We start from the raw sequence: 19,530 nt of genomic DNA on the forward strand, positions 1-19,530 counted from the left end.
AGGTGGTTAAAGCGCGCCGGACGAATCCCGCACGCAATCATGATTCCCATAGGGATGTGGGTCGATATGTACTTTTGAAGGGGCCGTCAAGCCCCAACACGCAGTCAGCCCAAAATCGCCTCGATCGAGGCGGTAACTTCTTCGATGCTGGCCAGTCCATCCACAGGACGCAGGTCGCCTTTAGCATAGTAATAGCCAATCAACGGCGAAGTCTTTTTGTAGTATTCCATAAGGCGTGTACGCAGGCTGTCTTCGTTGTCGTCTGCGCGACGCTGGAAGTCATTTTCCTTACCGCAATTGGTGCATTTACCATCAGCCGGAATTGGCTTGGTGATATCGTTGTAGACTTCACCACATCCGCCACAGGTCGAGCGCGCCGTGATACGCCGAACCAGCGCTTCATCATCAACGCGCATCTCGATCACGGTATGCAGCGACTGACCCAATTTCGCCAGCAACGCCGCCAGCGCGTCAGCTTGTGCCAAGGTGCGCGGGAAGCCATCAAAGATAAAGCCAGCGCCGGTTTCCGAGGTCAGCTTCTCTTCGATCAGGCCGATCACGATTTCATCGGTAACCAGCTTGCCCGCGTCCATGATCGCCGCAACCTTCTTGCCCATCTCGGTGCCTGACGTCTTGGCCTCACGCAACATGTCGCCAGTGCTCAACTGAACCATGCCGCGAGTTTCAACGAGGTGGCGCGCCTGCGTCCCTTTACCGGCCCCCGGGGGGCCAAGGAGAATGATATTCATCGACGAGCGGGTCCCTTCCTGCCGCGTTTCTTACCTTTGCCGCGTAGTTGGGACTTTTCAATCAGCCCTTCGTATTGATGCGCCAGAAGGTGGCTCTGAACCTGTTGGATCGTATCCATGGTCACAGAGACGATAATCAGAACCGAGGTGCCGCCGAAATAGAACGGGATCGCAAACTGGTTCCGAAGGATTTCAGGCAACAGACAAACAGCTGCCAGATAGGCCGAGCCCAACACCAGCACGCGGTTCACCACGTATTCCAGATATTCCGAGGTCTTCTTGCCTGGGCGGATACCCGGCACAAAGCCATTTTGCTTTTTAAGGTTGTCTGCCACATCGTCCGGCTTGAACGATACGTTGAACGTATAGAAATAGGCGAAGAAGACGATCATTGTTGCAAAGAACAACAGATACAGCGGCTGACCGGGGCCAAAGTTCGCCAACAGCCACGACATCACCGGACCACTGGTCGCACCGGACGAGAAGGTTGAGATCGTGACCGGCAGCAGCAGCAGTGAACTTGCAAAAATCGCCGGGATCACGCCTGCCGGATTCACTTTGACGGGTAGATGGCTTGAACCACCCTCATACACTTTCATACCGGCTTGTCGGCGCGGATACTGAATGTGGATTTTTCGCAAAGCCCTTTCCATGAACACCACGAACGTGATTACGGCAATGACCATCACGATCACGCCAACGATCACGGCGGGGCTGATTGCACCGGACCGACCCGAGGCAAAGAACTGCGCCAATGCAGCCGGAACTTCGGCGATGATGCCCACAAAGATGATCAGAGAGATGCCGTTGCCGATGCCGCGCGCGGTGATCTGTTCACCCAGCCACATCAGGAACATTGTACCACCGACCAGAGTGATCATGGTCGACATTCGGAAAAACAGGCCCGGATCTGTCGCAAGATCACCCGATTCCAACGAAACGGCCAGACCGTAAGACTGCACGGTCGCCAATGCCACGGTACCGAAACGGGTATATTGGTTGATTTTCTTGCGGCCCTGCTCGCCCTCTTTCTTGAGTTGTTCGAGCGCGGGAACCATCGAGGTCAGCAGCTGCACGATGATCGAGGCAGAAATGTAGGGCATGATACCAAGGGCAAATATACCCATTCGCCCAAGTGCCCCACCGGTGAACATCGAAACCATGCCGCCGATGCCCTGCCCCGCCTGCTCCATGAACTCACGCAGGGCCTGACCGTCAATCCCAGGCACCGGAATAAAGGTGCCCAGGCGATAGACGATCAGCAAACCCAGCGTAAACAGGATGCGGTTGCGCAGATCGGTGGCTTTTCCCAGGGCAGACCAGCTTGTATTGGCTGCCATTTGTTCTGCTGCTGATACCATTAATCGGTCTCTCTTATGTAAACGCCGCCCGGAACCGTTTTCCGGCTCGGGCGGCGTTTGGGAAAACTCTGACGTCTATGTAAGCGGGTCTTGCCCCGCTCACAAGCGCTTACTCTGCCGCAGCGGCTTTTGTGACCGTCAGTGAACCGCCCGCTTTCTCAACCGCCGCAACGGCAGCTTTCGAAGCACCTGTCACTTCCAAGTTCAGTTTTGCACTGATTTCACCCTTGGCCAAAACGCGGATACCGTCCAGCTTGCGACGGACCAGTCCGGATGCAACCAGTACATCTTCGGTGATCGCAGCTTTGGCATCCAGCTTGCCGGCGTCGACGAATTTCTGGATCAAACCCAGATTGATAACGGCAAATGCCTTGCGGTTTGGCTTGTTGAAGCCACGCTTGGGCAGACGCTGATACAGCGGCATCTGGCCGCCTTCATAGCCGTTGATAGCGACACCCGAACGGGATTTCTGGCCTTTGATACCACGGCCACCCATCTTACCTTTGCCCGAACCGGGACCACGGCCAACACGTGTCCGTTTCGGTGAGGCGCCTGGATTGTCGCGCAATTCATGCAGTTTCATATCGCTTCTCCTAAGCCGGATATGACCCCGAAGCGTAATGGGTCAACCACGGCGTTTCTTGATTTTGATTCTGTGGGACCGAAGTCCACCGGAGGCGTATAAGCCCACTGTTCCCGCTTGGCAAGCCCACAGCCAACACCAATATCACTCCTCGACGCTGTCCACGCTCTCCTCCGCCCCGTCATGCGGCTGGACCGGTGCTGCAAGCGGGTCGATGCCATGTTTTTCAACCAACTTACCGATTAGGCTGTCGGGGTGTGGCTTGCCGCCGTACCTGTTGTGCATGATGGCCCGCATTCGTCGGCCGTACAGATGGATCGAGACCGTATCCTCGTGCATGAACCGGTAAACTCCGGCACCCGGCCGTGCCAGAGCGCGCCGACGCGTGTAGTTTAGAGGATAGAAAACGTGCTCAGGCAACGTGTGTTTGATCTCACCCGTCTGCCGTAGCGCCCAAGTAAGCGCCTTGGGCCCCCACGCGCCCCAAAACACCTCGGGAACGTTCACTGGGGTTCCATTTCTCTCAGCTTCTTCCAGCGGTTTGCGGTGACGCGGGGGCATCCAGGGAAGAATACGGTAGGGATCGCGGGTAAATTCAATCAGTTTACCCAGCGTTTCACTATCTTGCGGCAGCGCAAGCACGCCATTGGCCACCTCACCTTCGAGATACCCATAGTAATGACCGTCCGGTGTCGTGAATGGTTTCAGGCAATAAGCATCCGTATCCGCCCAGATCAGATCAGGCTCCTGCGCCAACATCCGGTATCGAAATTTATCCGAATGCGGCGCGGGGCTGCCGGTTCTGCTATGGGTGACGAACTCGGAATCCGGCAGAACTTCACGCGCGTCCCTTTGTTCTACACCGTCAGGAATGTTCGTTACGTTGCCGTAAGTGTAAAGGCGCACACTTTGACCAACATCCAAGAAAGATTTGATACACAGTTGCTCGAGAAAGCTCAGCGGACCGTCGACCCACAGCATTCCGATCTGATACTCTCGCGCCATAAAAGATGTTACCGTTGGATTGATGCGTCTATGCTGTCTCAATAGCATTTGCCTGATACAGCGTGACGTCACAATCCCGCTTGCAAAAAATTCCTTTTCCGTTGCGCGATTGGCGCCAAGACAAAAAGAGACGCCAACTGGCGTCTCTGGGTAAACGACAAAGTTCGCAAATTCACGAACAGAAGGTGTGATCGCGTGCGATGTCCTTTATGTCGCAGCGACGCACGCCGATATCGTTCAGCTCGCGATCTGTCAGACCTTGCAGCTCAAGGTATGTGCGGCTGTACTCAGCACGCAACGCACACGATTTCCTCACCTGTGCAACGAATTTGCGGAGGCTGGCAGTGACGCTGAAACCGCGACCAAAAGATGTTGCAGTATATGCCATAAGAGAGTCCTTTCCTGACCGGAGCGAATTCTCCGGGTTATTTCTGTTCCGTTATGGGGACAGCGATCAGATAGGCATGTCGGATACCGCTAACAACTGAAGTTTCGGTCTAGCCGCTATGCGCCAAGGGAATGGCCGGCTTTGTATTTTTTGATCCGCCGATATGCACCTCAATTGATCTCGGGCACCCGGTTGAAAAGTCGCGTCCTCGGGTCCTGATCAACGCGGTGACCGGCGTGCTGCAAACAAAAACGCCCCCGAACGGATCGGAGGCGTTTCTTTTGCTTCGAAGGAGTGGCGCTTAGCCGCGCTCTTCGATGATCTCTACCAGGTGCGGGATCTTGTTGACCATGCCGCGAACGGAAGGCGTATCTTCCAGCTCACGGGTCTTGTGCATCTTGTTCAGGCCGAGACCGATCAGGGTCGCGCGCTGTTCAGCGGGGCGGCGAATCGGAGAACCGATCTGCTTGACGACGATTGTTTTTGCCATGACGTGCTCTCCTTACGCTTCAGCTTCAGCAGGCGCGTCGGCGGCAGGCGCTTCGTCCCGCTTGGGCAGGATGTCGGCAACTTTTTTACCACGACGTGCCGCAACCGAACGCGGGCTCTGCTCTTTTTGCAGGCCATTGATCGTGGCGCGGATCATGTTGTACGGGTTCTGCGAGCCCAGCGACTTGGACACAACGTCCTTGACGCCCAGCATTTCGAACACGGCACGCATCGGACCACCGGCGATGATACCGGTACCTTCAGGTGCGGTGCGCATAACCACTTTACCGGCGCCGTGACGGCCTGTCATGTCGTGGTGCAGGGTCCGACCTTCGCGCAGTTGAACGCGGATCATCTGACGCTTGGCTTGTTCAGTTGCCTTGCGGATGGCCTCAGGTACTTCTTTCGCTTTACCTTTGCCAAAGCCCACGCGGCCTTTCTGATCACCGACAACCACCAGAGCGGCGAAGCCAAAGCGCTTACCACCTTTTACGGTTTTCGACACACGGTTGATTGCGACCAGACGATCTGCAAATTCCGGTGTTTCTTCACGGTCGCGGCCACGGCCCCGACGGTTTTCACGTTCTGCCATTTGGCATCCCTTTTCTCATGTGGCGCATCAGCGCCGTTTTATTCAATCCAAGTGAGCCTCGGCATTGCCGAGGCCCCCGGATCATCGGGGCGGATCGAAACCCGCCCTCAATCTTTGATATCGCGCATCCTGATCCGAAAACCGGTTCCCACTTTTCGGGATGCGCTTAGTCTTAGATCTTCAGACCACCGTCACGCGCAGCGTCGGCCAGAGCCTTCACCTTGCCGTGGAACAAAAAGCCGCCACGATCGAAATAGGCCTCTTCGACGCCTGCCTTCTTTGCACGCTCGGCGATGGCCGCGCCCACTTTGGTGGCCGCTTCGATGTTGTTCTTGCCAACAACGCCCAGATCTTTTTCCAGGCTCGAGGCCGAAGCCAGGGTCACGCCACGCACATCGTCGATCAGCTGAACAGAAATGTTCTTGTTCGAACGATGCACGGACAGACGCGGGCGACCCGCGTTGACCTTGCGAAGTTTGTTCCGAACGCGCAGGCGGCGCTTCAGAAACAGGGTTCTTTTGCTATTTGCCATTGTGTTCGTCCTTACTTCTTCTTGCCTTCCTTGCGGAAGATGAACTCGCCCTTATAACGGATACCCTTGCCTTTGTACGGCTCGGGACGGCGCCAGTCGCGGATCTTGGCCGCAACTTCGCCAACCAGCTGCTGGTCGATACCTTCCACAACGACTTCAGTCTGCTTCGGTGCGGTGATGGTGACACCTTCCGGAGCAACGAAATCAACATCGTGGCTGTAGCCCAGGTTCAGCTTCAGGGTGTTGCCCTGCATCTGAGCCCGGTAACCAACACCCTGGATCTCCAGCTCTTTCTTGAAGCCGTTGGTCACGCCTTCAATCAGATTGGCAACCATGGTGCGGCTCATGCCCCACTGCTGGCGCGCCCGCTTGGACATGCCACGGGGGTCGATTTTGACCACGTTGTCTTCAACCGACAGCGTTACGTCGTCGGTCGCGGTGAAGCTGCGGGTACCTTTCGGACCTTTGACTTCGATGGTCTGGCCAGACACAGAGGCAGAAACGCCGCTGGGCAGCTCGACCGGTTTTTTACCAATACGAGACATTGCAGACCTCCTTAGAAGACGGTGCAGAGCACTTCGCCGCCAACATTGTTGGAGCGAGCGTTCTGGTCCGACATCACACCTTTCGGAGTGCTGACAATCGACACACCCAGACCCTGACGGACCTGCGGGATGTCATTGACGCCCATGTAAACGCGACGACCGGGTTTTGAGACCCGCTTCAGCTCACGAATAACAGGGGTGCCTTCGTAGTATTTCAGGCTGATTTCGATGGCCGGATGACCGTTTTCGCCGGTCGTCTTTTCATAGCCGCGGATGTAGCCTTCGTCCGCCAGCACGTCCAGAACCCAACCGCGCAGCTTGGATGCCGGAGTGGAAACGGTGGACTTGCCGCGCATTTGCGCGTTGCGGATACGGGTGAGCATATCGCCGATAGGATCATTCATATCTATGTCTCCCTTACCAGCTCGATTTCACCATGCCGGGGATCTGACCGGCAGAACCCAGCTCGCGCAGCGCGATACGGCTGACCTTCAGCTTACGGTAGTAAGCGTGGGGACGACCGGTCAGCTGACAACGGTTGTGCAGACGGGTGGCCGAGCTGTTGCGCGGCAGTTTCGCCAGTTTCAGACGCGCCTTGAAACGCTCTTCCATCGGGCGGCTCTCGTCATTCGCGATTTCTTTCAGCTCGGCACGCTTTGCGGCATATTTGGCCACCAGGCGTTCGCGCTTCTTCTCGCGTTCGATCATTGCTTTTTTAGCCATGTCTCAATCCTCCCGGCGCTTATGCGTTGAACGGCATGTTGAATGCTTTCAACAGTGCCTTTGCTTCAGCGTCGGTTTTCGCTGTGGTGGCAATTACGATGTCCATGCCCCAGACTTCGTCGACTTTGTCGAAATCGATTTCCGGGAACACGATGTGCTCTTTCATACCCATGGCAAAGTTGCCCTGACCATCGAAAGACGGTTTCACACCGCGGAAGTCACGAACGCGCGGCAGCGCGATGGTGATCAGACGATCCAGGAATTCATACATCCGGTCGCCGCGCAGGGTCACTTTCGCGCCCAGCGGCATATCTTCACGGACGCGGAAACCCGCGATCGATTTCTTCGCCTTGGTTGCAACCGCCTGTTGACCAGCAATCGCAGTCAGATCTTCGACGGCAGCTTTCGCTTTCTTCGAATCTTTCACGGCTTCGGCACCACAACCGATGTTCAGAACGATTTTGTCCAGCTTGGGCAGCTGCATGTCGTTCTTGTAGCCGAACTCTTCTTTCAGAGCGGCACGGATGGTTTCAGCGTACTGAGCTTTCAGACGCGGGGTGTAGGTTGCGTTATCAAGCATCGATCACGTCCCCTGTGGTCTTGGCGAAGCGAACTTTCTTGTCACCTTCCATGCGGAAGCCAACGCGGGTTGCTTTGCCGTTTTTGTCCAGCAGCGCCAGGTTCGACAGCTCGATCGGGTTTGCCTGAGGCAGGCGACCACCTTGCGAGGTTTGCGACTGACGGGTGTGACGGATGGCAATGTTGATGCCTTCGACAACAGCTTTACCGGCTTTCGGATCGACCGAGGAAATGGTTCCCTCTTTGCCTTTGTCCTTGCCGGCCAGCACGACGACCTTGTCGCCTTTGCGGAGTTTAGCAGCCATGATTACAGCACCTCCGGAGCCAGCGAGATGATTTTCATGAAATTCTTGCCGCGCAGTTCACGAACAACGGGGCCAAAGATACGGGTACCGATCGGCTCATTGTTGTTGTTCAGAATGACGGCAGCGTTGCGATCGAAACGGATCGCGGTGCCGTCTTCGCGACGGACTTCCTTGGCGGTGCGTACGACGACGGCCTTACGGACGTCCCCTTTCTTTACGCGGCCGCGCGGGATGGCTTCCTTCACCGAGACGACAATGACGTCGCCAACGGAGGCGTATTTACGCTTGGAACCACCCAGGACCTTGATGCACTGAACTCGGCGTGCGCCGGAGTTGTCAGCAACATCCAGATTGGTCTGCATCTGGATCATGTGGTTTCTCCCGACCTGTGGGGGCTGTTCTGTTTAGGTCCCCCAGGGTTTCGACAAATGGAAAAGTCCTGGTGGCTTACGCCTCCAGAACCTCCCAACGTTTCGTCTTCGATTTCGGTGCGCATTCGATGATGCGGACTGTGTCACCGACCTTGAAGGCGTTCTTTTCATCGTGAGCCCGGTATTTCTTGGACTTACGGATAGTTTTCTTCAGAACCGGATGCGTAAAGCGGCGCTCGACGGATACGGTTACTGTCTGTTCATTGGCGTCGCTGGTCACGGTGCCTTGCAGGATACGCTTGGGCATCTGATTACTCCTCGGATGCCGCAGCAGCGGCCTTTTCGTTCAGAATGGTTTTGACACGGGCAGCATTGCGGCGGGCCGCTTTGATACCAGCAGTGTTTTCCAGCTGACCGGTTGCCTGTTGAAAGCGCAGGTTAAAGCTTTCTTTCTTCAGGTTGGCCAGTTCCTCGCGGAGCTGGTCCGGGGTTTTGTCACGCAGTTCTTGGGCGTTCATCGCCTTTTTCCTTTGCTCAAAACACCAGAAGGCCCCCTTGCAGGGTCACCTTGGACCTGGTGGATGAATGATAGACATACGAATCGCCCGACAACGCCGGGAGACCGCAGGATGCCGCCGTATAAGGGTTTGAGGGGTAGGTGGCAAGGGAAAGTTTCGGCAGGTGCACAATGTTCGTGAAGCCTGGGCCGGACGCGAGTTGCTTTCTGTGTGTTCACTTATAGCTTGCACGACCAAAACAGCACAAGTAGCTAGGTACCGCAAATGTTATTTCAAAGTGAGTAACGTAATGAAAAATGTACTCTTAGCCACTGCTCTGGCATTAATTGCAGGTTCCGCGCAAGCCCAAGCAATTTCCGGTGACAAGGTTTGCAACAAGGCGAATGCTGACAGCCGTTTGAACGGTATGTCCGTCGAACAGTGCCTCTGCTTAGCGGGTATCGCCCAGAAGAACATGTCCCGGGAACTTTACGAATTGTGGGCGCAGGCAATGTATTATGGGGAATCGCGAGAAAAGGAGATGCTTGCGCTCAAGCAATCCCAAAACAAAACCGTAAACCAAATGAAAAAAACAAAGCGCCAGTCACAAAAAAACTGCGGTATCAATTGAATCTGTGATTCGAGCCGGTTTAGCAAAAGTAACGGCGATGTAACTGCCTAATCCATTACCATTTTTTCCGAGCGATCTCTGAAGCATCTTTGGATCGCTCGGAAATGCTATTCCCACTTGTAGTTAAAGCTGACACTGATCCGCTCGTCCTCGGCCATGTTCATCGGCACCTCGTGGCGCAGCCAGCTTTCCCATAGTAGGACATCGCCCACCTGCGGTTTCATATAGATGAACGGCTGCAAATCCCGCCGTCCGCCCTTTTGGCGCGTCGGCGCGGCCATCATGCGGCCTGAACGCGGGTCCTCTAGCTTCAACGCGCTGGCACCGTCAGGCATGGCCACATAGGTCGTACCCGAGATCACGCTGTGCGGATGCAGGTGGCTGGAATGCATGCCCCCTTCAGGCAGGATATTGATCCAGATATCCTCCAGCTTCAGCGCGCCCTCGCCCAGATCGAACTCCAGATCCTTGGCAAAAGCCGCTACATGTTGATCCAGCGCTTTGACCAAATCGGAGAAGATCGGGAACCGCCAGGGTAGATCGGTCAGCGAGGCATAGCTGGTATAGCCGGGGTAACCGTTCTCTTCACACCATTCCTGCCCGGCCTCGTCATCCTCGGCGATGACAAGGCAAGAGCTTTCCAACTCTCCCGCTTCGATCTTCGGATCGAATTCGGACAAAGCTGCGCGATAGAGACGGGTTACGAAGAGTGATTCAATCTGTGGCATGGGCGTCCCTTAACGCAATTAGCATCAAGGTGCGATAGCTGATGCGCTCGCCGCTACTCCGAAGAAGTTCCCGATATCACAAATCAATATAAGGCAGAGGATCAGAGTGATGCGCGATCAGTTTCCAAGCCCCGCCTTCGTTGCGATAGACATTCGTGCCGCGTAGCCGGACGCTGGCACTTTCGCCCTGCCCCGAGGCTTCTGCGACGTGATGAACGGTTGCAAGGCTATCGCCTACCACAACATGCCTTTTGAGAACCTTGATCGACCCGCCCAGATGCGCCTGCCCCTGCGCCACCCAATCCTGATCGGTCACTTTCCATCCAACGTGAAAAAGATCGGCGGACGGCCCCATATACACGACGTCATCCGCATGCGACCAGAACGCTTCCATCGGTCCGACATCGCCTTTGAAAAGCGCGCTCAACGCTTCAAAGAAGCCATCATCAATCGCTTCAACCTCTGATTTGGAAACCATTTGGCAACTCCTTGTTTGAACTCAATTGTGAAACCGTGAACTTGAACGGAGCGTAACTCAAACGACCCAAAAAACAAAAAAACCCCACCGGATCGGCGGGGTTTTCTGACTTAGTCGAAAGACAGGCTTACCAGTCTTCGCGGACCACAACGCGGGTCTTGATCGGCAGCTTCATCGCAGCCAGGCGCAGGGCCTCGCGGGCGATGTCGTCATTGACGCCGTCGATCTCGAACATTACGCGGCCAGGCTTGACCTTGCATGCCCAACGGTCGACCGAACCTTTACCTTTACCCATACGAACTTCGATCGGCTTAGCCGTGACCGGAGTGTCGGGGAAGATGCGGATCCAAACACGGCCCTGACGCTTCATGTGACGCGTCATGGCACGACGTGCAGCTTCGATCTGGCGTGCAGTCACACGCTCAGGCTCAAGAGCTTTCAGGCCGTAGGTGCCAAAGTTCAGATCAGAGCCGCCCTTGGCGAGACCCTTGATCCGGCCTTTGTGCATCTTGCGGAATTTAGTACGCTTTGGTTGAAGCATATCTTTCCCTCCTTAGCGACGACCGCCACCAGCACCACGAGGTGCAGGGCCGTCCTGGAGTTCCTGTGCTTTACGGTCACGTGCCTGCGGATCGTGCTCCATGATCTCACCTTTGAAGATCCAGACCTTGATCCCGATGATCCCGTAAGGAGTCATCGCTTCGGCATGTGCGTAATCGATGTCGGCACGCAGGGTGTGCAGAGGCACGCGGCCTTCGCGGTACCACTCGGTCCGTGCGATTTCGGCGCCGCCCAGACGGCCAGCAACGTTCACCCGGATACCCAGGGCGCCCATGCGCATGGCGTTCTGAACCGAGCGCTTCATTGCGCGGCGGAACGAGACGCGGCGCTCCAGCTGCTGAGCGATGGACTCGGCAACCAGCTGCGCGTCAAGCTCGGGCTTGCGCACTTCGACGATGTTCAGGTGCAGTTCGCTGTCGGTCATACGAGCAAGCTTTTTGCGCAGAACTTCGATGTCTGCACCTTTCTTGCCGATGATGACACCGGGACGTGCTGTGTGGATCGTGACGCGGCACTTCTTGTGCGGACGTTCGATGATCACACGGGCAACACCGGCCTGCTTGCACTCTTTGTTGATGAACTCACGGATCTTGAGGTCTTCCAGCAGAAGATCACCGTAGTCCTTGGTGTCGGCGTACCAGCGGCTGTCCCAGGTGCGGTTAACCTGCAGGCGCATGCCGATCGGATTTACTTTATGACCCATTAGGCTTGCTCCTCAACTTGACGCACCTTGATGGTGATCTCCGAGAACGGCTTCATGATCTTGCCGAAACGGCCACGGGCACGCGGACGACCGCGCTTCATGACCAGGTTTTTGCCAACCCAGGCTTCGGCGACGATCAGCTCGTCAACGTCCAGGTTGTGGTTGTTTTCGGCATTCGCGATTGCGGACTGCAGGCACTTCTTAACGTCCTGCGCGACACGCTTGTTGCTGAAAGTCAGGTCGGTCAGAGCCTTCTCAACTTTCTTGCCGCGGATCATTTGCGCAACCAGGTTCAGTTTCTGCGGGCTGGTGCGAAGCATGCGCGTTTTCGCCATTGCTTCGTTTTCAGCCACGCGGCGGGGGTTCTTTTCCTTGCCCATGACTTACTTCCGCTTCGCTTTTTTGTCTGCGGCGTGGCCATAATAGGTGCGGGTCGGCGAGTATTCACCGAACTTCTGACCGATCATGTCTTCCGAGACGTTGACGGGGATATGCTTCTGGCCGTTGTACACACCAAAGGTCAGACCCACGAACTGGGGCAGAATGGTGGAACGACGCGACCAGATTTTGATGACTTCGTTGCGGCCCGACTCGCGCGCTGCTTCGGCTTTTTTCAGCACGTAAGCATCGACGAAAGGACCCTTCCAAACAGAGCGAGACATAGATTAACGTCCCTTCTTCTTGGCGTGCCGCGAGCGGATGATCAGCTTCTGGGACGCTTTGTTCTTGTTACGGGTACGCTTACCCTTGGTGTCCTTACCCCACGGAGTAACCGGCGTACGGCCACCCGAGGTACGACCTTCACCACCACCGTGCGGGTGATCGATCGGGTTCATTGCAACACCACGAACCGACGGACGAACGCCTTTGTGGCGCATACGGCCGGCCTTACCGAGGTTCTGGTTCGAGTTGTCGGGGTTGGACACGGCACCAACGGTGGCCATGCATTCCTGACGGACCATGCGCAGCTCGCCCGAGCTCAGACGGATCTGAGCGTAGCCGCCATCGCGACCAACGAACTGAGCGTAGGTACCGGCCGCACGTGCGATCTGACCGCCTTTGCCAGGCTTCATCTCGATATTGTGGACGATGGTACCGATTGGCATGCCCGAGAACGGCATTGCGTTGCCCGGCTTGATGTCGGCCTTGGCGGATGCCACGACTTTGTCACCAACAGCCAGACGCTGCGGAGCCAGGATATATGCCTGCTCGCCGTCTTCGTATTTTACCAGTGCGATGAATGCGGTCCGGTTCGGGTCATATTCGATCCGCTCGACGGTTGCCGCCACATCAAATTTGTTCCGTTTGAAGTCAACGATCCGGTAGAGACGCTTTGCGCCACCGCCGCGGCGGCGTGAAGTGATCCGTCCGGTGTTGTTCCGGCCGCCCGATTTGGTCAAACCCTCAGTGAGAGACTTGACCGGACGTCCTTTCCAAAGCTCCGAACGGTCGATCAGCACCAGCCCGCGCTGGCCCGGCGTCGTCGGCTTGTACGACTTGAGTGCCATGCTTTCTGTCTTCCGTTTAGCAAGTGCGAGGGGTTTCCCCGCTATGTGATAGGCCCCCGTAGGTGCCAAGGGTATAGGGCCCCGAAGGTCCCCGGTTACAAATATCAGAGGCCCCGGAACGATTCCGAGGCCGCAAGATTGGGAGCGTGTAGCAGGGTTGGGGGTGGGTGTCTATAGTCGACACACTGTTTACTTGCGAATTAGCAAACTGCGTGCTCCCTTAGGTCTCTCCATCATCTGTGGTGAGAAGTGCAAGGTGCTTTTTCAGCTGCTTAATAGCTTTCTCCATAAAAAAATGAAACCGAACTTCCCTTTTCTCTTCGTCGCTTAAGCTTTCGAACTCCCACAGCATCGCCTTAATTTGGAGGTACTTTTCATCGCCCAAGCCAGTTCTCTTTGTAAAAGAAAATGGCACCGCACCGAGAACCGCTATCGTCAAACCAGCAAGACTCACGGAGAACGGGTCAACTATTAGTCCCCTTTCCTCAAGCAAACGGAGTTCCAGAGTCAGACGTCTTTCAGCTTCAGGAATCTGAAGATTTTTGGCTGGCGTTCCAAAGTCCTTCCTAATCGCTTGAAATGATCCGGGTTTTGAGCGCACATATTGGCTTCCTGCATTGGAGAAATCTACAGGGTTCTCTTCAAGAAAATTCCTGAAGTACCTGCCTAAGTAGGTGTCGATTCGCTCAATTTCTTTAGGAAACACAACGCCCTTACGCCCCTCCAAATGCCAAGCATACGCCGCGAAAACAAGCGGCCAAACATAAGCCGACTTGCCAGTAACCAGATGGGAAAATTCATCGCACTCTTCTTCGTTTGGCCACTCACTCGGATTTGTAAGTGCCAAAATGCCGTAAGAGAACGGGCTTAAATCAACGCTTTGCATCTTAACCTCTAGAAATTGACAAGGCAGCAATAGCGGCACGCGTAAATCAAGCGCAACCCCTCCGTAGCTTGACGGACCAGCACTCAACAACCACTTACTTCATTCAACTACAGGCTGTATTTGTGTATCATTCTCCCAATACGCTTCGATCAGCATCTAGTCGAGTTGCCTTAAGTGTTACCTGTTTTGAGGTACATATGGTTTCTTGGAACCCCTGCAATTGCTCACCCAAGCGCGGGACAAGGCCGAAGGCCGCCGCGCCAGCGACTGCCCGTCCCGGCGGGCTGGCGCTTTGGGGAGGTTTGCGCCTCGGCAGGAATTCGGATGTATTTGGCACCATAAAGCGCACTTATCACCCGTGGCGGCGCCATCCCACGGGCACTCGCTGGCGCGGCTTTAGATCAAACCAAACACAATTCCCGGCAACATTTATTGTTTCTTAAGTAATCACGCACAAAGCTGTCCGAACAAAGCGCCCGAATGGTCCCCTATGGTGACAGACCACTTCCACATTGATCCGTATATGAGCCGCTATTAGATGTTGGGAGTATTCCTTAGAGGAACTCTTTTGCTACTGGCAACTATCCTATTGCTTGCGACGTTTAGCATACTGGCGCTTGCTGCACTCTATTCGAAGAAATTCGGCACCTGCGTGCAACTACCCAGCGGGGCCAACCTCAGCTACGAAGCTTATGCAGATTTCAGCCGCCCATATTTTTTTCCCATGGCCGTACTCAGGCAAAGCGACGGCACCATCATTGGGCGCGATATTTTTCCGATACGCACAACTGAAACCGCTACCTATGGTACAGTTTGGCCTGACCACGACGGGCCAGCGCTTTTCACCTTTATCTGGCATAAGGATCACGGGTTGGTGCGCAGGGACCGGACACCAAAGTTGTTTGAACAACTCCAATCAGATTTGGGTGAAAAAACTCTTGGCGCACCACGGGACCTGAACGTGAACACGCTCTGGCTGATGACGCGTCTTCAAAACTTCGCCCATTTTCAAGGCACCGATTGCAAAGTGCGCCTGATTACATGGTGACATCCGCGTTAAAAAAAACCCCACTTTCGCGGGGGCCTTTATCTCTCTCCAAAGACGGGTTCGATCAGAGACCGGTGGACACGTCGATGGTGTTACCCTCTTCCAGGGTCACATATGCTTTTTTGACGTCTTTCCGAAGGTCAAGCTTCAGCCCAAAGACCTCCTACGGCACAGCGGCTCGGACTCCACCGCAACTCGCTGCTTGAGTTTGATATGGCCCAGCACCTCGCGAAAGGCGCGGTGTTTGGGTTTGCCTTCCAGATAGTCCGCCAGTTTGAGCAGGTTGATCGGGTGCTTCGCAATCAGCGCCTCGGTCCGTTGTACGGCCTCGTCCAGTTCATAGTGGTCCACGTACTGACAAGCCACCTGTGTGGGCGTCAGCAAGCAGTAATCCTGCCGGCGTTTCTCGGTGTAGCGCGCGATATCAAAGGGCGACGCGCCGAGGGCATGGAATTTGGGGATGTGAACGCGCAAATCGGCTTGCGACTGTTCTAACACCGTGCCCGAGGTCTGGCGAAACCCCAGCGGGCCAAGTTTACCAATGACATGCTTGCGCATCGCCGGAGAGATCATGTCCACATCCGCGCGATCATATTTCAGATCATCAAAAACCGACAATAGCCCCAGCTTTTCATCAGCAATCTGAAAATAGGGTTCTGCGCTGAACGCACGCATCTTGTCCAGTACCTGGCTTCGCGCAGTTTCAACCTCTGAAATGTCGACAGCACTGATGGAATGGTTCCCCGAGGTCTTGATTAGACGCAGCAAGCGTCCCATCAGAGACCTGTATTCTGGCTGACCTTGCGGCTTTGTTTCTGACTTATCCATTGTATTAAATGTAATGCCAACAGTGACTGTGACCATAGCTTGAGGGTCGAAGGTTGAGGTGACGCTTACAGGTCATTTACGCTGAATTGCCGTATAGTAAGACTGATCAACTAGAAAATCAGACGTTTAGCGAACCTTCGAACGGTCTTGTGCGCGATCTAAGCCTACACATTCAGAACAAGTTCGAAACAAAAAACCCCCGCTCTCGCGGGGGCTTTGCTTTCTTCCAACGATGACTGCGATCAGAGACCGGTGCTCACGTCGATAGTGTTGCCCTCTTCGAGGGTCACATATGCTTTCTTGACGTCTTTCCGACGACCCAACTGGCCGCGGAACCGCTTGACCTTGCCTTTGGTCACGGTGGTGTTCACCGCTTTGACCTTCACACCAAACAGTGCCTCAACGGCCTCTTTGATCTGCGGCTTGTTGCTGTCGATCGCCACTTCAAAGACAACCGCGCCGTTCTCAGACGCCATGGTCGACTTTTCGGTGATGATCGGCTTGCGGATCACGTCGTAGTGTTCTGCCTTCGCGCTCATTTTAGACGAGCCTCCAGTGCTTCGACAGCCGCCTTGGTGAGCACCAGGGTGTCACGCTTGAGGATGTCATAGACGTTTGCGCCCATCGACGGCAGGATATCCAGACCTTCGATGTTCTTGGACGCTTTCAGGAACCCTTCGTTCACGGTCGCGCCGTCGATGACCAAAGCGCGTTTCCAGCCCAGGTTTGCAACCTGTTTGGCCAGAGCGGCGGTCTTGCCTTCAGCTTCGGCGTTCTCGATCACAACCAGTTCACCTGCCTTGGCTTTTGCCGACAGAGCGTGGCGCAGGCCAAGCTTGCGGAACTTCTTCGGCAGGTCGTGGCCGTGCGAACGAGGGGTCGGGCCCTTGTAGATACCACCCTTGCGGAAGATCGGCGCGTTGCGGTCACCATGGCGTGCGCCACCGGTGCCCTTCTGGCGATAGATCTTCTTGGTCGAGTAGCTGGTTTCCGAGCGGGTCTTGACCTTGTGAGTGCCGGCCTGCGCGTTGTTGCGCTGCCAACGGACCACACGGTGCAGAATGTCCGCGCGCGGCTCAAGGCCGAACAGGTCTGCATCCAGCTCGATGTTGCCGGCTTTGCCGCCGTCCAGTTTGATTACATCAAGTTTCATGCTTCACCACCTTCCGCGGGAGCTTCTTCCGCAGGAGCTTCGGTCGCTTCAGTTGCAGCCGATTTCACAGCAGCCGGGAAAGGCAGGCCTTCCGGTGCTTTCTTCTTCACGGCGTCCTTGACGGTAACCCAGCCCGATTTCGGTCCGGGAACGGCGCCTTTGATGAAGACCAGGTTCCGGTCGGCGTCGGTTTTGACGACTTCCAGGTTCTGGGTGGTAACACGGGCAGCACCCATGTGACCGGCCATCTTCTTGCCTTTGAACACCTTGCCCGGGTCCTGACACTGACCCGTTGAGCCGTGCGAACGGTGGCTGATCGACACACCGTGCGAGGCGCGCAGACCACCGAAGTTCCAGCGCTTCATCGCACCAGCAAAGCCTTTACCGATCGAGGTGCCCGAAACGTCAACCTTCTGACCTTCCAGGAAGTGTTCTGCCGAAATCTCGGCGCCCACATCAATCAGGCCATCTTCGGAGACGCGGAACTCGGCCAGCTTACGCTTAGGCTCGACCTTTGCAGCGGCATAGTGACCGCGCATGGCCTTCGAGGTGCGTTTTGCCTTGGCAGCACCGGCGCCCAGCTGAACGGCGGTGTAGCCGTCTTTGTCAGCGGTGCGCTGTGCAACGACCTGCAGGTTGTCCAGGTGAAGAACGGTCACAGGAATCTGCTTGCCGTCTTCCATGAACAGGCGGGTCATGCCAACTTTTTTAGCGATAATACCAGAGCGCATAATCTATACCCTCCGATCTTACGACTGCAGCTTGATCTCGACATCCACACCAGCAGCCAGGTCGAGCTTCATCAGCGCGTCCACGGTCTGGGGGGTCGGATCAACGATGTCGAGCAGACGCTTGTGCGTACGGATCTCGAACTGGTCGCGGGATTTCTTGTCAACGTGAGGGCCACGGAGAACCGTGAACTTCTCAATCTTGTTCGGCAGCGGGATCGGGCCGCGCACGTTCGCGCCGGTCCGCTTGGCAGTGTTGACGATCTCTTGCGTGCTGGCATCCAGAACGCGATAGTCAAATGCCTTCAGCCGAATACGGATGTTTTGGCTTTGCATATTAACAGCCTTTTATCAGGCGTTGGAGTTGAGAGGAGGACAGACGCGCATCGCCAACCCTCATCGAACCCAAAAGGCGGGAATCACCCCGCCTTGACGTTCTTATCGAGAACTCGCGCGTGATAGTGGGGTTGGTGAGGTTTGGCAAGGGGGAAATGGTGTGATGTCTGTGGAACACGCAGAACCTTGAGGATATTGTCTTCCAAGCACAATACGCATCCAAAGGCAGGATAACCAAATGAACATTTCCAAAGGTAAAGCATTTGACGTAGAAAGCGCCCTCTTGATGTATGCCGATGATTTCGCATTTTTGCCGGCGAAAGGTATTTACGACAAAAGAGCCTTGGAACAACTCAGCTTCGCAATAAGCAAGTGCCATATCTATATGATTGGTTTCCTTCCTGTTATTGAACTTGTCGACGCCACACAGGACAACGTTAGCCTTGTCCTTACGTTTCGTGTTAGCGGAGCAGAGGAAACCGTGAGTTTAGAAATGCCCCAAGGGGCGCAACTGAAAAAGTCACACGACGATTGGTTTGTCCTAGGTTCTGACGGCAATAAATCATGGCCGCCAAACGAACTAATTCAAACGGCATTGAAGCACCAAAGCGGCAAAATGGTATTCAAAGTCAAATATGTGGGGCAAGCCTTCGGCAAAGACGGTTCAAGAAACGCGATAGATCGCCTCAAGAAGCATGAGACCCTTCAAAAAATCGCAATTCACGGCATTCCGAAAGACCACAATTTGTATGTATTCATGCTTGGAATTCAAGCCGGAAACAGACAAGCAATCATGTTCAACCCTCACGCAGATGACTCATTCTCGGGTGAGGCTCGTATCGAAGCAAGCTTGGATAAGCTTTTCGACACATCGGAAGCAGAAAGAGTTACCCTGTTCGAAGCTTCTTTGATCCGTTTTTTTCAGCCTGAGTTTAACAAAGAATTTAAAAACAGTTTCCCGTCGTCGAATTTGAAAGCTTTGCAAGATTGCTACGATAAGGATTTTTCTGCGGTCTGCGCCGAAATTAATTTTGATCACCTTCCCTTTAGTTTCGAGTCCGAAGTCGTCCAAGACACCGACATCGTGATGGCCTATTTTGACCTTCATGAAGATGAAAACCGTAAGATCTTCTTTTCACCGAAACTCTAGGAAAAAGGCCGCCCCGAGGGAGCGGCCTTCTTTAGTCTTACCGATGTACCGGGCTGAAACTCGGCCCACCGTG

General features: G+C 55.1%; 32 protein-coding genes and 1 pseudogene. 3 read left to right on the forward strand and 30 right to left on the reverse strand.

Features of this window, described 5'->3' with window-relative positions; translation table 11 throughout:
• Positions 1 to 104 precede the first annotated feature (104 nt).
• The 16 genes from ACXAET_RS20805 to rpmC all read right to left on the reverse strand — a co-directional run bounded on the left by ACXAET_RS20805 (position 105) and on the right by rpmC (position 8,740).
• Entirely contained in the window at positions 105 to 749 is a 645-nt protein-coding gene (locus tag ACXAET_RS20805) for an adenylate kinase (protein WP_475190076.1), read from the reverse strand.
• Positions 746 to 2,110 carry a preprotein translocase subunit SecY gene (gene secY, locus ACXAET_RS20810; RefSeq protein WP_475190078.1) on the reverse strand — a complete coding sequence of 455 codons (1,365 nt, stop codon included), beginning with the start codon at positions 2,108 to 2,110 and terminating at the stop codon, positions 746 to 748. Before secY ends, ACXAET_RS20805 begins: the two co-directional genes overlap by 4 nt.
• Before the next feature lie 109 nt (positions 2,111 to 2,219).
• The gene (gene rplO, locus ACXAET_RS20815) at positions 2,220 to 2,693 is read right to left on the reverse strand and encodes a 50S ribosomal protein L15 (RefSeq protein WP_475190081.1); all 474 of its coding nucleotides are present in this window, start codon (positions 2,691 to 2,693) and stop codon (positions 2,220 to 2,222) included.
• Between the two features lie 144 nt (positions 2,694 to 2,837).
• Positions 2,838 to 3,698, reverse strand: a complete 861-nt coding sequence (locus tag ACXAET_RS20820; RefSeq protein ID WP_475190086.1) for a hypothetical protein — start codon at positions 3,696 to 3,698, stop codon at positions 2,838 to 2,840.
• Between the two features lie 172 nt (positions 3,699 to 3,870).
• Positions 3,871 to 4,086 (reverse strand): DUF1127 domain-containing protein, encoded by a 216-nt coding sequence (locus ACXAET_RS20825; RefSeq protein WP_475190090.1) that lies wholly within the window; start codon positions 4,084 to 4,086, stop codon positions 3,871 to 3,873.
• Between the two features lie 301 nt (positions 4,087 to 4,387).
• Positions 4,388 to 4,576: a 50S ribosomal protein L30 gene (gene rpmD / locus ACXAET_RS20830; protein WP_008757946.1), complete on the reverse strand. Its 189-nt coding sequence runs from the start codon at positions 4,574 to 4,576 to the stop codon at positions 4,388 to 4,390.
• A 12-nt stretch (positions 4,577 to 4,588) separates the two neighbouring features.
• Complete coding sequence (gene rpsE / locus ACXAET_RS20835) at positions 4,589 to 5,167, reverse strand: 30S ribosomal protein S5 (protein WP_068340735.1); 579 nt, start codon at positions 5,165 to 5,167, stop codon at positions 4,589 to 4,591.
• A gap of 172 nt (positions 5,168 to 5,339) precedes the next feature.
• Positions 5,340 to 5,699 (reverse strand): 50S ribosomal protein L18, encoded by a 360-nt coding sequence (gene rplR / locus ACXAET_RS20840; protein ID WP_068340737.1) that lies wholly within the window; start codon positions 5,697 to 5,699, stop codon positions 5,340 to 5,342.
• An 11-nt stretch (positions 5,700 to 5,710) separates the two neighbouring features.
• Positions 5,711 to 6,244 (reverse strand): 50S ribosomal protein L6, encoded by a 534-nt coding sequence (gene rplF / locus ACXAET_RS20845; RefSeq protein ID WP_475190098.1) that lies wholly within the window; start codon positions 6,242 to 6,244, stop codon positions 5,711 to 5,713.
• Positions 6,245 to 6,255: 11 nt separating this feature from the next.
• Positions 6,256 to 6,648 carry a 30S ribosomal protein S8 gene (gene rpsH / locus ACXAET_RS20850; RefSeq protein ID WP_039523381.1) on the reverse strand — a complete coding sequence of 131 codons (393 nt, stop codon included), beginning with the start codon at positions 6,646 to 6,648 and terminating at the stop codon, positions 6,256 to 6,258.
• A 13-nt stretch (positions 6,649 to 6,661) separates the two neighbouring features.
• Positions 6,662 to 6,967, reverse strand: coding sequence for a 30S ribosomal protein S14 (gene rpsN / locus ACXAET_RS20855; RefSeq protein WP_068340744.1), 306 nt, complete (start codon positions 6,965 to 6,967; stop codon positions 6,662 to 6,664).
• A 19-nt stretch (positions 6,968 to 6,986) separates the two neighbouring features.
• Positions 6,987 to 7,547, reverse strand: a complete 561-nt coding sequence (rplE, locus tag ACXAET_RS20860) for a 50S ribosomal protein L5 (protein ID WP_475190110.1) — start codon at positions 7,545 to 7,547, stop codon at positions 6,987 to 6,989.
• Positions 7,540 to 7,851 (reverse strand): 50S ribosomal protein L24, encoded by a 312-nt coding sequence (rplX, locus tag ACXAET_RS20865; protein WP_068340764.1) that lies wholly within the window; start codon positions 7,849 to 7,851, stop codon positions 7,540 to 7,542. Before rplX ends, rplE begins: the two co-directional genes overlap by 8 nt.
• 2 nt (positions 7,852 to 7,853) lie before the next feature.
• Complete coding sequence (gene rplN / locus ACXAET_RS20870) at positions 7,854 to 8,222, reverse strand: 50S ribosomal protein L14 (protein ID WP_068340767.1); 369 nt, start codon at positions 8,220 to 8,222, stop codon at positions 7,854 to 7,856.
• Between the two features lie 76 nt (positions 8,223 to 8,298).
• On the reverse strand, positions 8,299 to 8,529 hold the full coding sequence (gene rpsQ / locus ACXAET_RS20875) for a 30S ribosomal protein S17 (RefSeq protein ID WP_068340771.1): 231 nt from the start codon (positions 8,527 to 8,529) through the stop codon (positions 8,299 to 8,301).
• 4 nt (positions 8,530 to 8,533) lie between these two features.
• Complete coding sequence (gene rpmC / locus ACXAET_RS20880; protein WP_010437082.1) at positions 8,534 to 8,740, reverse strand: 50S ribosomal protein L29; 207 nt, start codon at positions 8,738 to 8,740, stop codon at positions 8,534 to 8,536.
• A 289-nt stretch (positions 8,741 to 9,029) separates the two neighbouring features.
• Between rpmC and ACXAET_RS20885 the strand changes: the two genes are divergently transcribed.
• The gene (locus ACXAET_RS20885; RefSeq protein ID WP_475190125.1) at positions 9,030 to 9,350 is read left to right on the forward strand and encodes a hypothetical protein; all 321 of its coding nucleotides are present in this window, start codon (positions 9,030 to 9,032) and stop codon (positions 9,348 to 9,350) included.
• Positions 9,351 to 9,457: 107 nt separating this feature from the next.
• Here the strand turns inward: ACXAET_RS20885 and ACXAET_RS20890 are convergent, their stop codons facing one another.
• From ACXAET_RS20890 to ACXAET_RS20925, 8 genes are all read right to left on the reverse strand, one after another.
• Positions 9,458 to 10,078: a 2OG-Fe(II) oxygenase family protein gene (locus ACXAET_RS20890; RefSeq protein WP_475190130.1), complete on the reverse strand. Its 621-nt coding sequence runs from the start codon at positions 10,076 to 10,078 to the stop codon at positions 9,458 to 9,460.
• Between the two features lie 76 nt (positions 10,079 to 10,154).
• Positions 10,155 to 10,556 (reverse strand): YybH family protein, encoded by a 402-nt coding sequence (locus ACXAET_RS20895; RefSeq protein ID WP_475190132.1) that lies wholly within the window; start codon positions 10,554 to 10,556, stop codon positions 10,155 to 10,157.
• 127 nt (positions 10,557 to 10,683) lie between these two features.
• Positions 10,684 to 11,097, reverse strand: a complete 414-nt coding sequence (gene rplP, locus ACXAET_RS20900; RefSeq protein ID WP_058283513.1) for a 50S ribosomal protein L16 — start codon at positions 11,095 to 11,097, stop codon at positions 10,684 to 10,686.
• A gap of 12 nt (positions 11,098 to 11,109) precedes the next feature.
• On the reverse strand, positions 11,110 to 11,820 hold the full coding sequence (gene rpsC, locus ACXAET_RS20905) for a 30S ribosomal protein S3 (RefSeq protein WP_008758042.1): 711 nt from the start codon (positions 11,818 to 11,820) through the stop codon (positions 11,110 to 11,112).
• Complete coding sequence (rplV, locus tag ACXAET_RS20910; RefSeq protein ID WP_039538267.1) at positions 11,820 to 12,200, reverse strand: 50S ribosomal protein L22; 381 nt, start codon at positions 12,198 to 12,200, stop codon at positions 11,820 to 11,822. The genes rpsC and rplV overlap by 1 nt, the downstream gene beginning before the upstream one ends.
• 3 nt (positions 12,201 to 12,203) lie before the next feature.
• Complete coding sequence (gene rpsS / locus ACXAET_RS20915) at positions 12,204 to 12,482, reverse strand: 30S ribosomal protein S19 (RefSeq protein WP_005980699.1); 279 nt, start codon at positions 12,480 to 12,482, stop codon at positions 12,204 to 12,206.
• A gap of 3 nt (positions 12,483 to 12,485) precedes the next feature.
• Positions 12,486 to 13,328 carry a 50S ribosomal protein L2 gene (gene rplB / locus ACXAET_RS20920; RefSeq protein WP_008757664.1) on the reverse strand — a complete coding sequence of 281 codons (843 nt, stop codon included), beginning with the start codon at positions 13,326 to 13,328 and terminating at the stop codon, positions 12,486 to 12,488.
• Positions 13,329 to 13,548: 220 nt separating this feature from the next.
• A complete protein-coding gene (locus ACXAET_RS20925) occupies positions 13,549 to 14,214 on the reverse strand; it encodes a hypothetical protein (RefSeq protein WP_475190141.1) in 666 nt (221 codons plus the stop codon).
• A 568-nt stretch (positions 14,215 to 14,782) separates the two neighbouring features.
• Between ACXAET_RS20925 and ACXAET_RS20930 the strand changes: the two genes are divergently transcribed.
• Positions 14,783 to 15,262, forward strand: coding sequence for a hypothetical protein (locus ACXAET_RS20930; RefSeq protein ID WP_475190146.1), 480 nt, complete (start codon positions 14,783 to 14,785; stop codon positions 15,260 to 15,262).
• A gap of 64 nt (positions 15,263 to 15,326) precedes the next feature.
• On the opposite strand, the pseudogene ACXAET_RS20935 reads toward ACXAET_RS20930, so the two are convergent.
• The 6 genes and pseudogenes from ACXAET_RS20935 to rpsJ form a co-directional block, all read right to left on the reverse strand.
• Positions 15,327 to 15,410: pseudogene (locus tag ACXAET_RS20935) on the reverse strand (50S ribosomal protein L23); the annotation flags it as partial.
• Positions 15,410 to 16,039, reverse strand: coding sequence for a hypothetical protein (locus ACXAET_RS20940; RefSeq protein WP_475190148.1), 630 nt, complete (start codon positions 16,037 to 16,039; stop codon positions 15,410 to 15,412). The gene ACXAET_RS20940 and the pseudogene ACXAET_RS20935, both read right to left, overlap by 1 nt.
• 293 nt (positions 16,040 to 16,332) lie before the next feature.
• Positions 16,333 to 16,629: a 50S ribosomal protein L23 gene (locus tag ACXAET_RS20945; RefSeq protein ID WP_008757532.1), complete on the reverse strand. Its 297-nt coding sequence runs from the start codon at positions 16,627 to 16,629 to the stop codon at positions 16,333 to 16,335.
• Complete coding sequence (rplD, locus tag ACXAET_RS20950) at positions 16,626 to 17,243, reverse strand: 50S ribosomal protein L4 (RefSeq protein ID WP_170694153.1); 618 nt, start codon at positions 17,241 to 17,243, stop codon at positions 16,626 to 16,628. Before rplD ends, ACXAET_RS20945 begins: the two co-directional genes overlap by 4 nt.
• Positions 17,240 to 17,974: a 50S ribosomal protein L3 gene (gene rplC, locus ACXAET_RS20955; RefSeq protein ID WP_475190152.1), complete on the reverse strand. Its 735-nt coding sequence runs from the start codon at positions 17,972 to 17,974 to the stop codon at positions 17,240 to 17,242. The genes rplD and rplC overlap by 4 nt, the downstream gene beginning before the upstream one ends.
• An 18-nt stretch (positions 17,975 to 17,992) precedes the next feature.
• Positions 17,993 to 18,307, reverse strand: a complete 315-nt coding sequence (gene rpsJ, locus ACXAET_RS20960) for a 30S ribosomal protein S10 (RefSeq protein WP_008756422.1) — start codon at positions 18,305 to 18,307, stop codon at positions 17,993 to 17,995.
• Between the two features lie 238 nt (positions 18,308 to 18,545).
• Here rpsJ and ACXAET_RS20965 point away from each other — a divergent pair, with 238 nt between their 5' ends.
• Entirely contained in the window at positions 18,546 to 19,457 is a 912-nt protein-coding gene (locus ACXAET_RS20965; protein WP_475190154.1) for a hypothetical protein, read from the forward strand.
• The last annotated feature ends 73 nt before the right edge of the window (positions 19,458 to 19,530 follow it).

The sequence above is a fragment of the Ruegeria sp. AWH4_226 genome, from assembly GCF_056159225.1.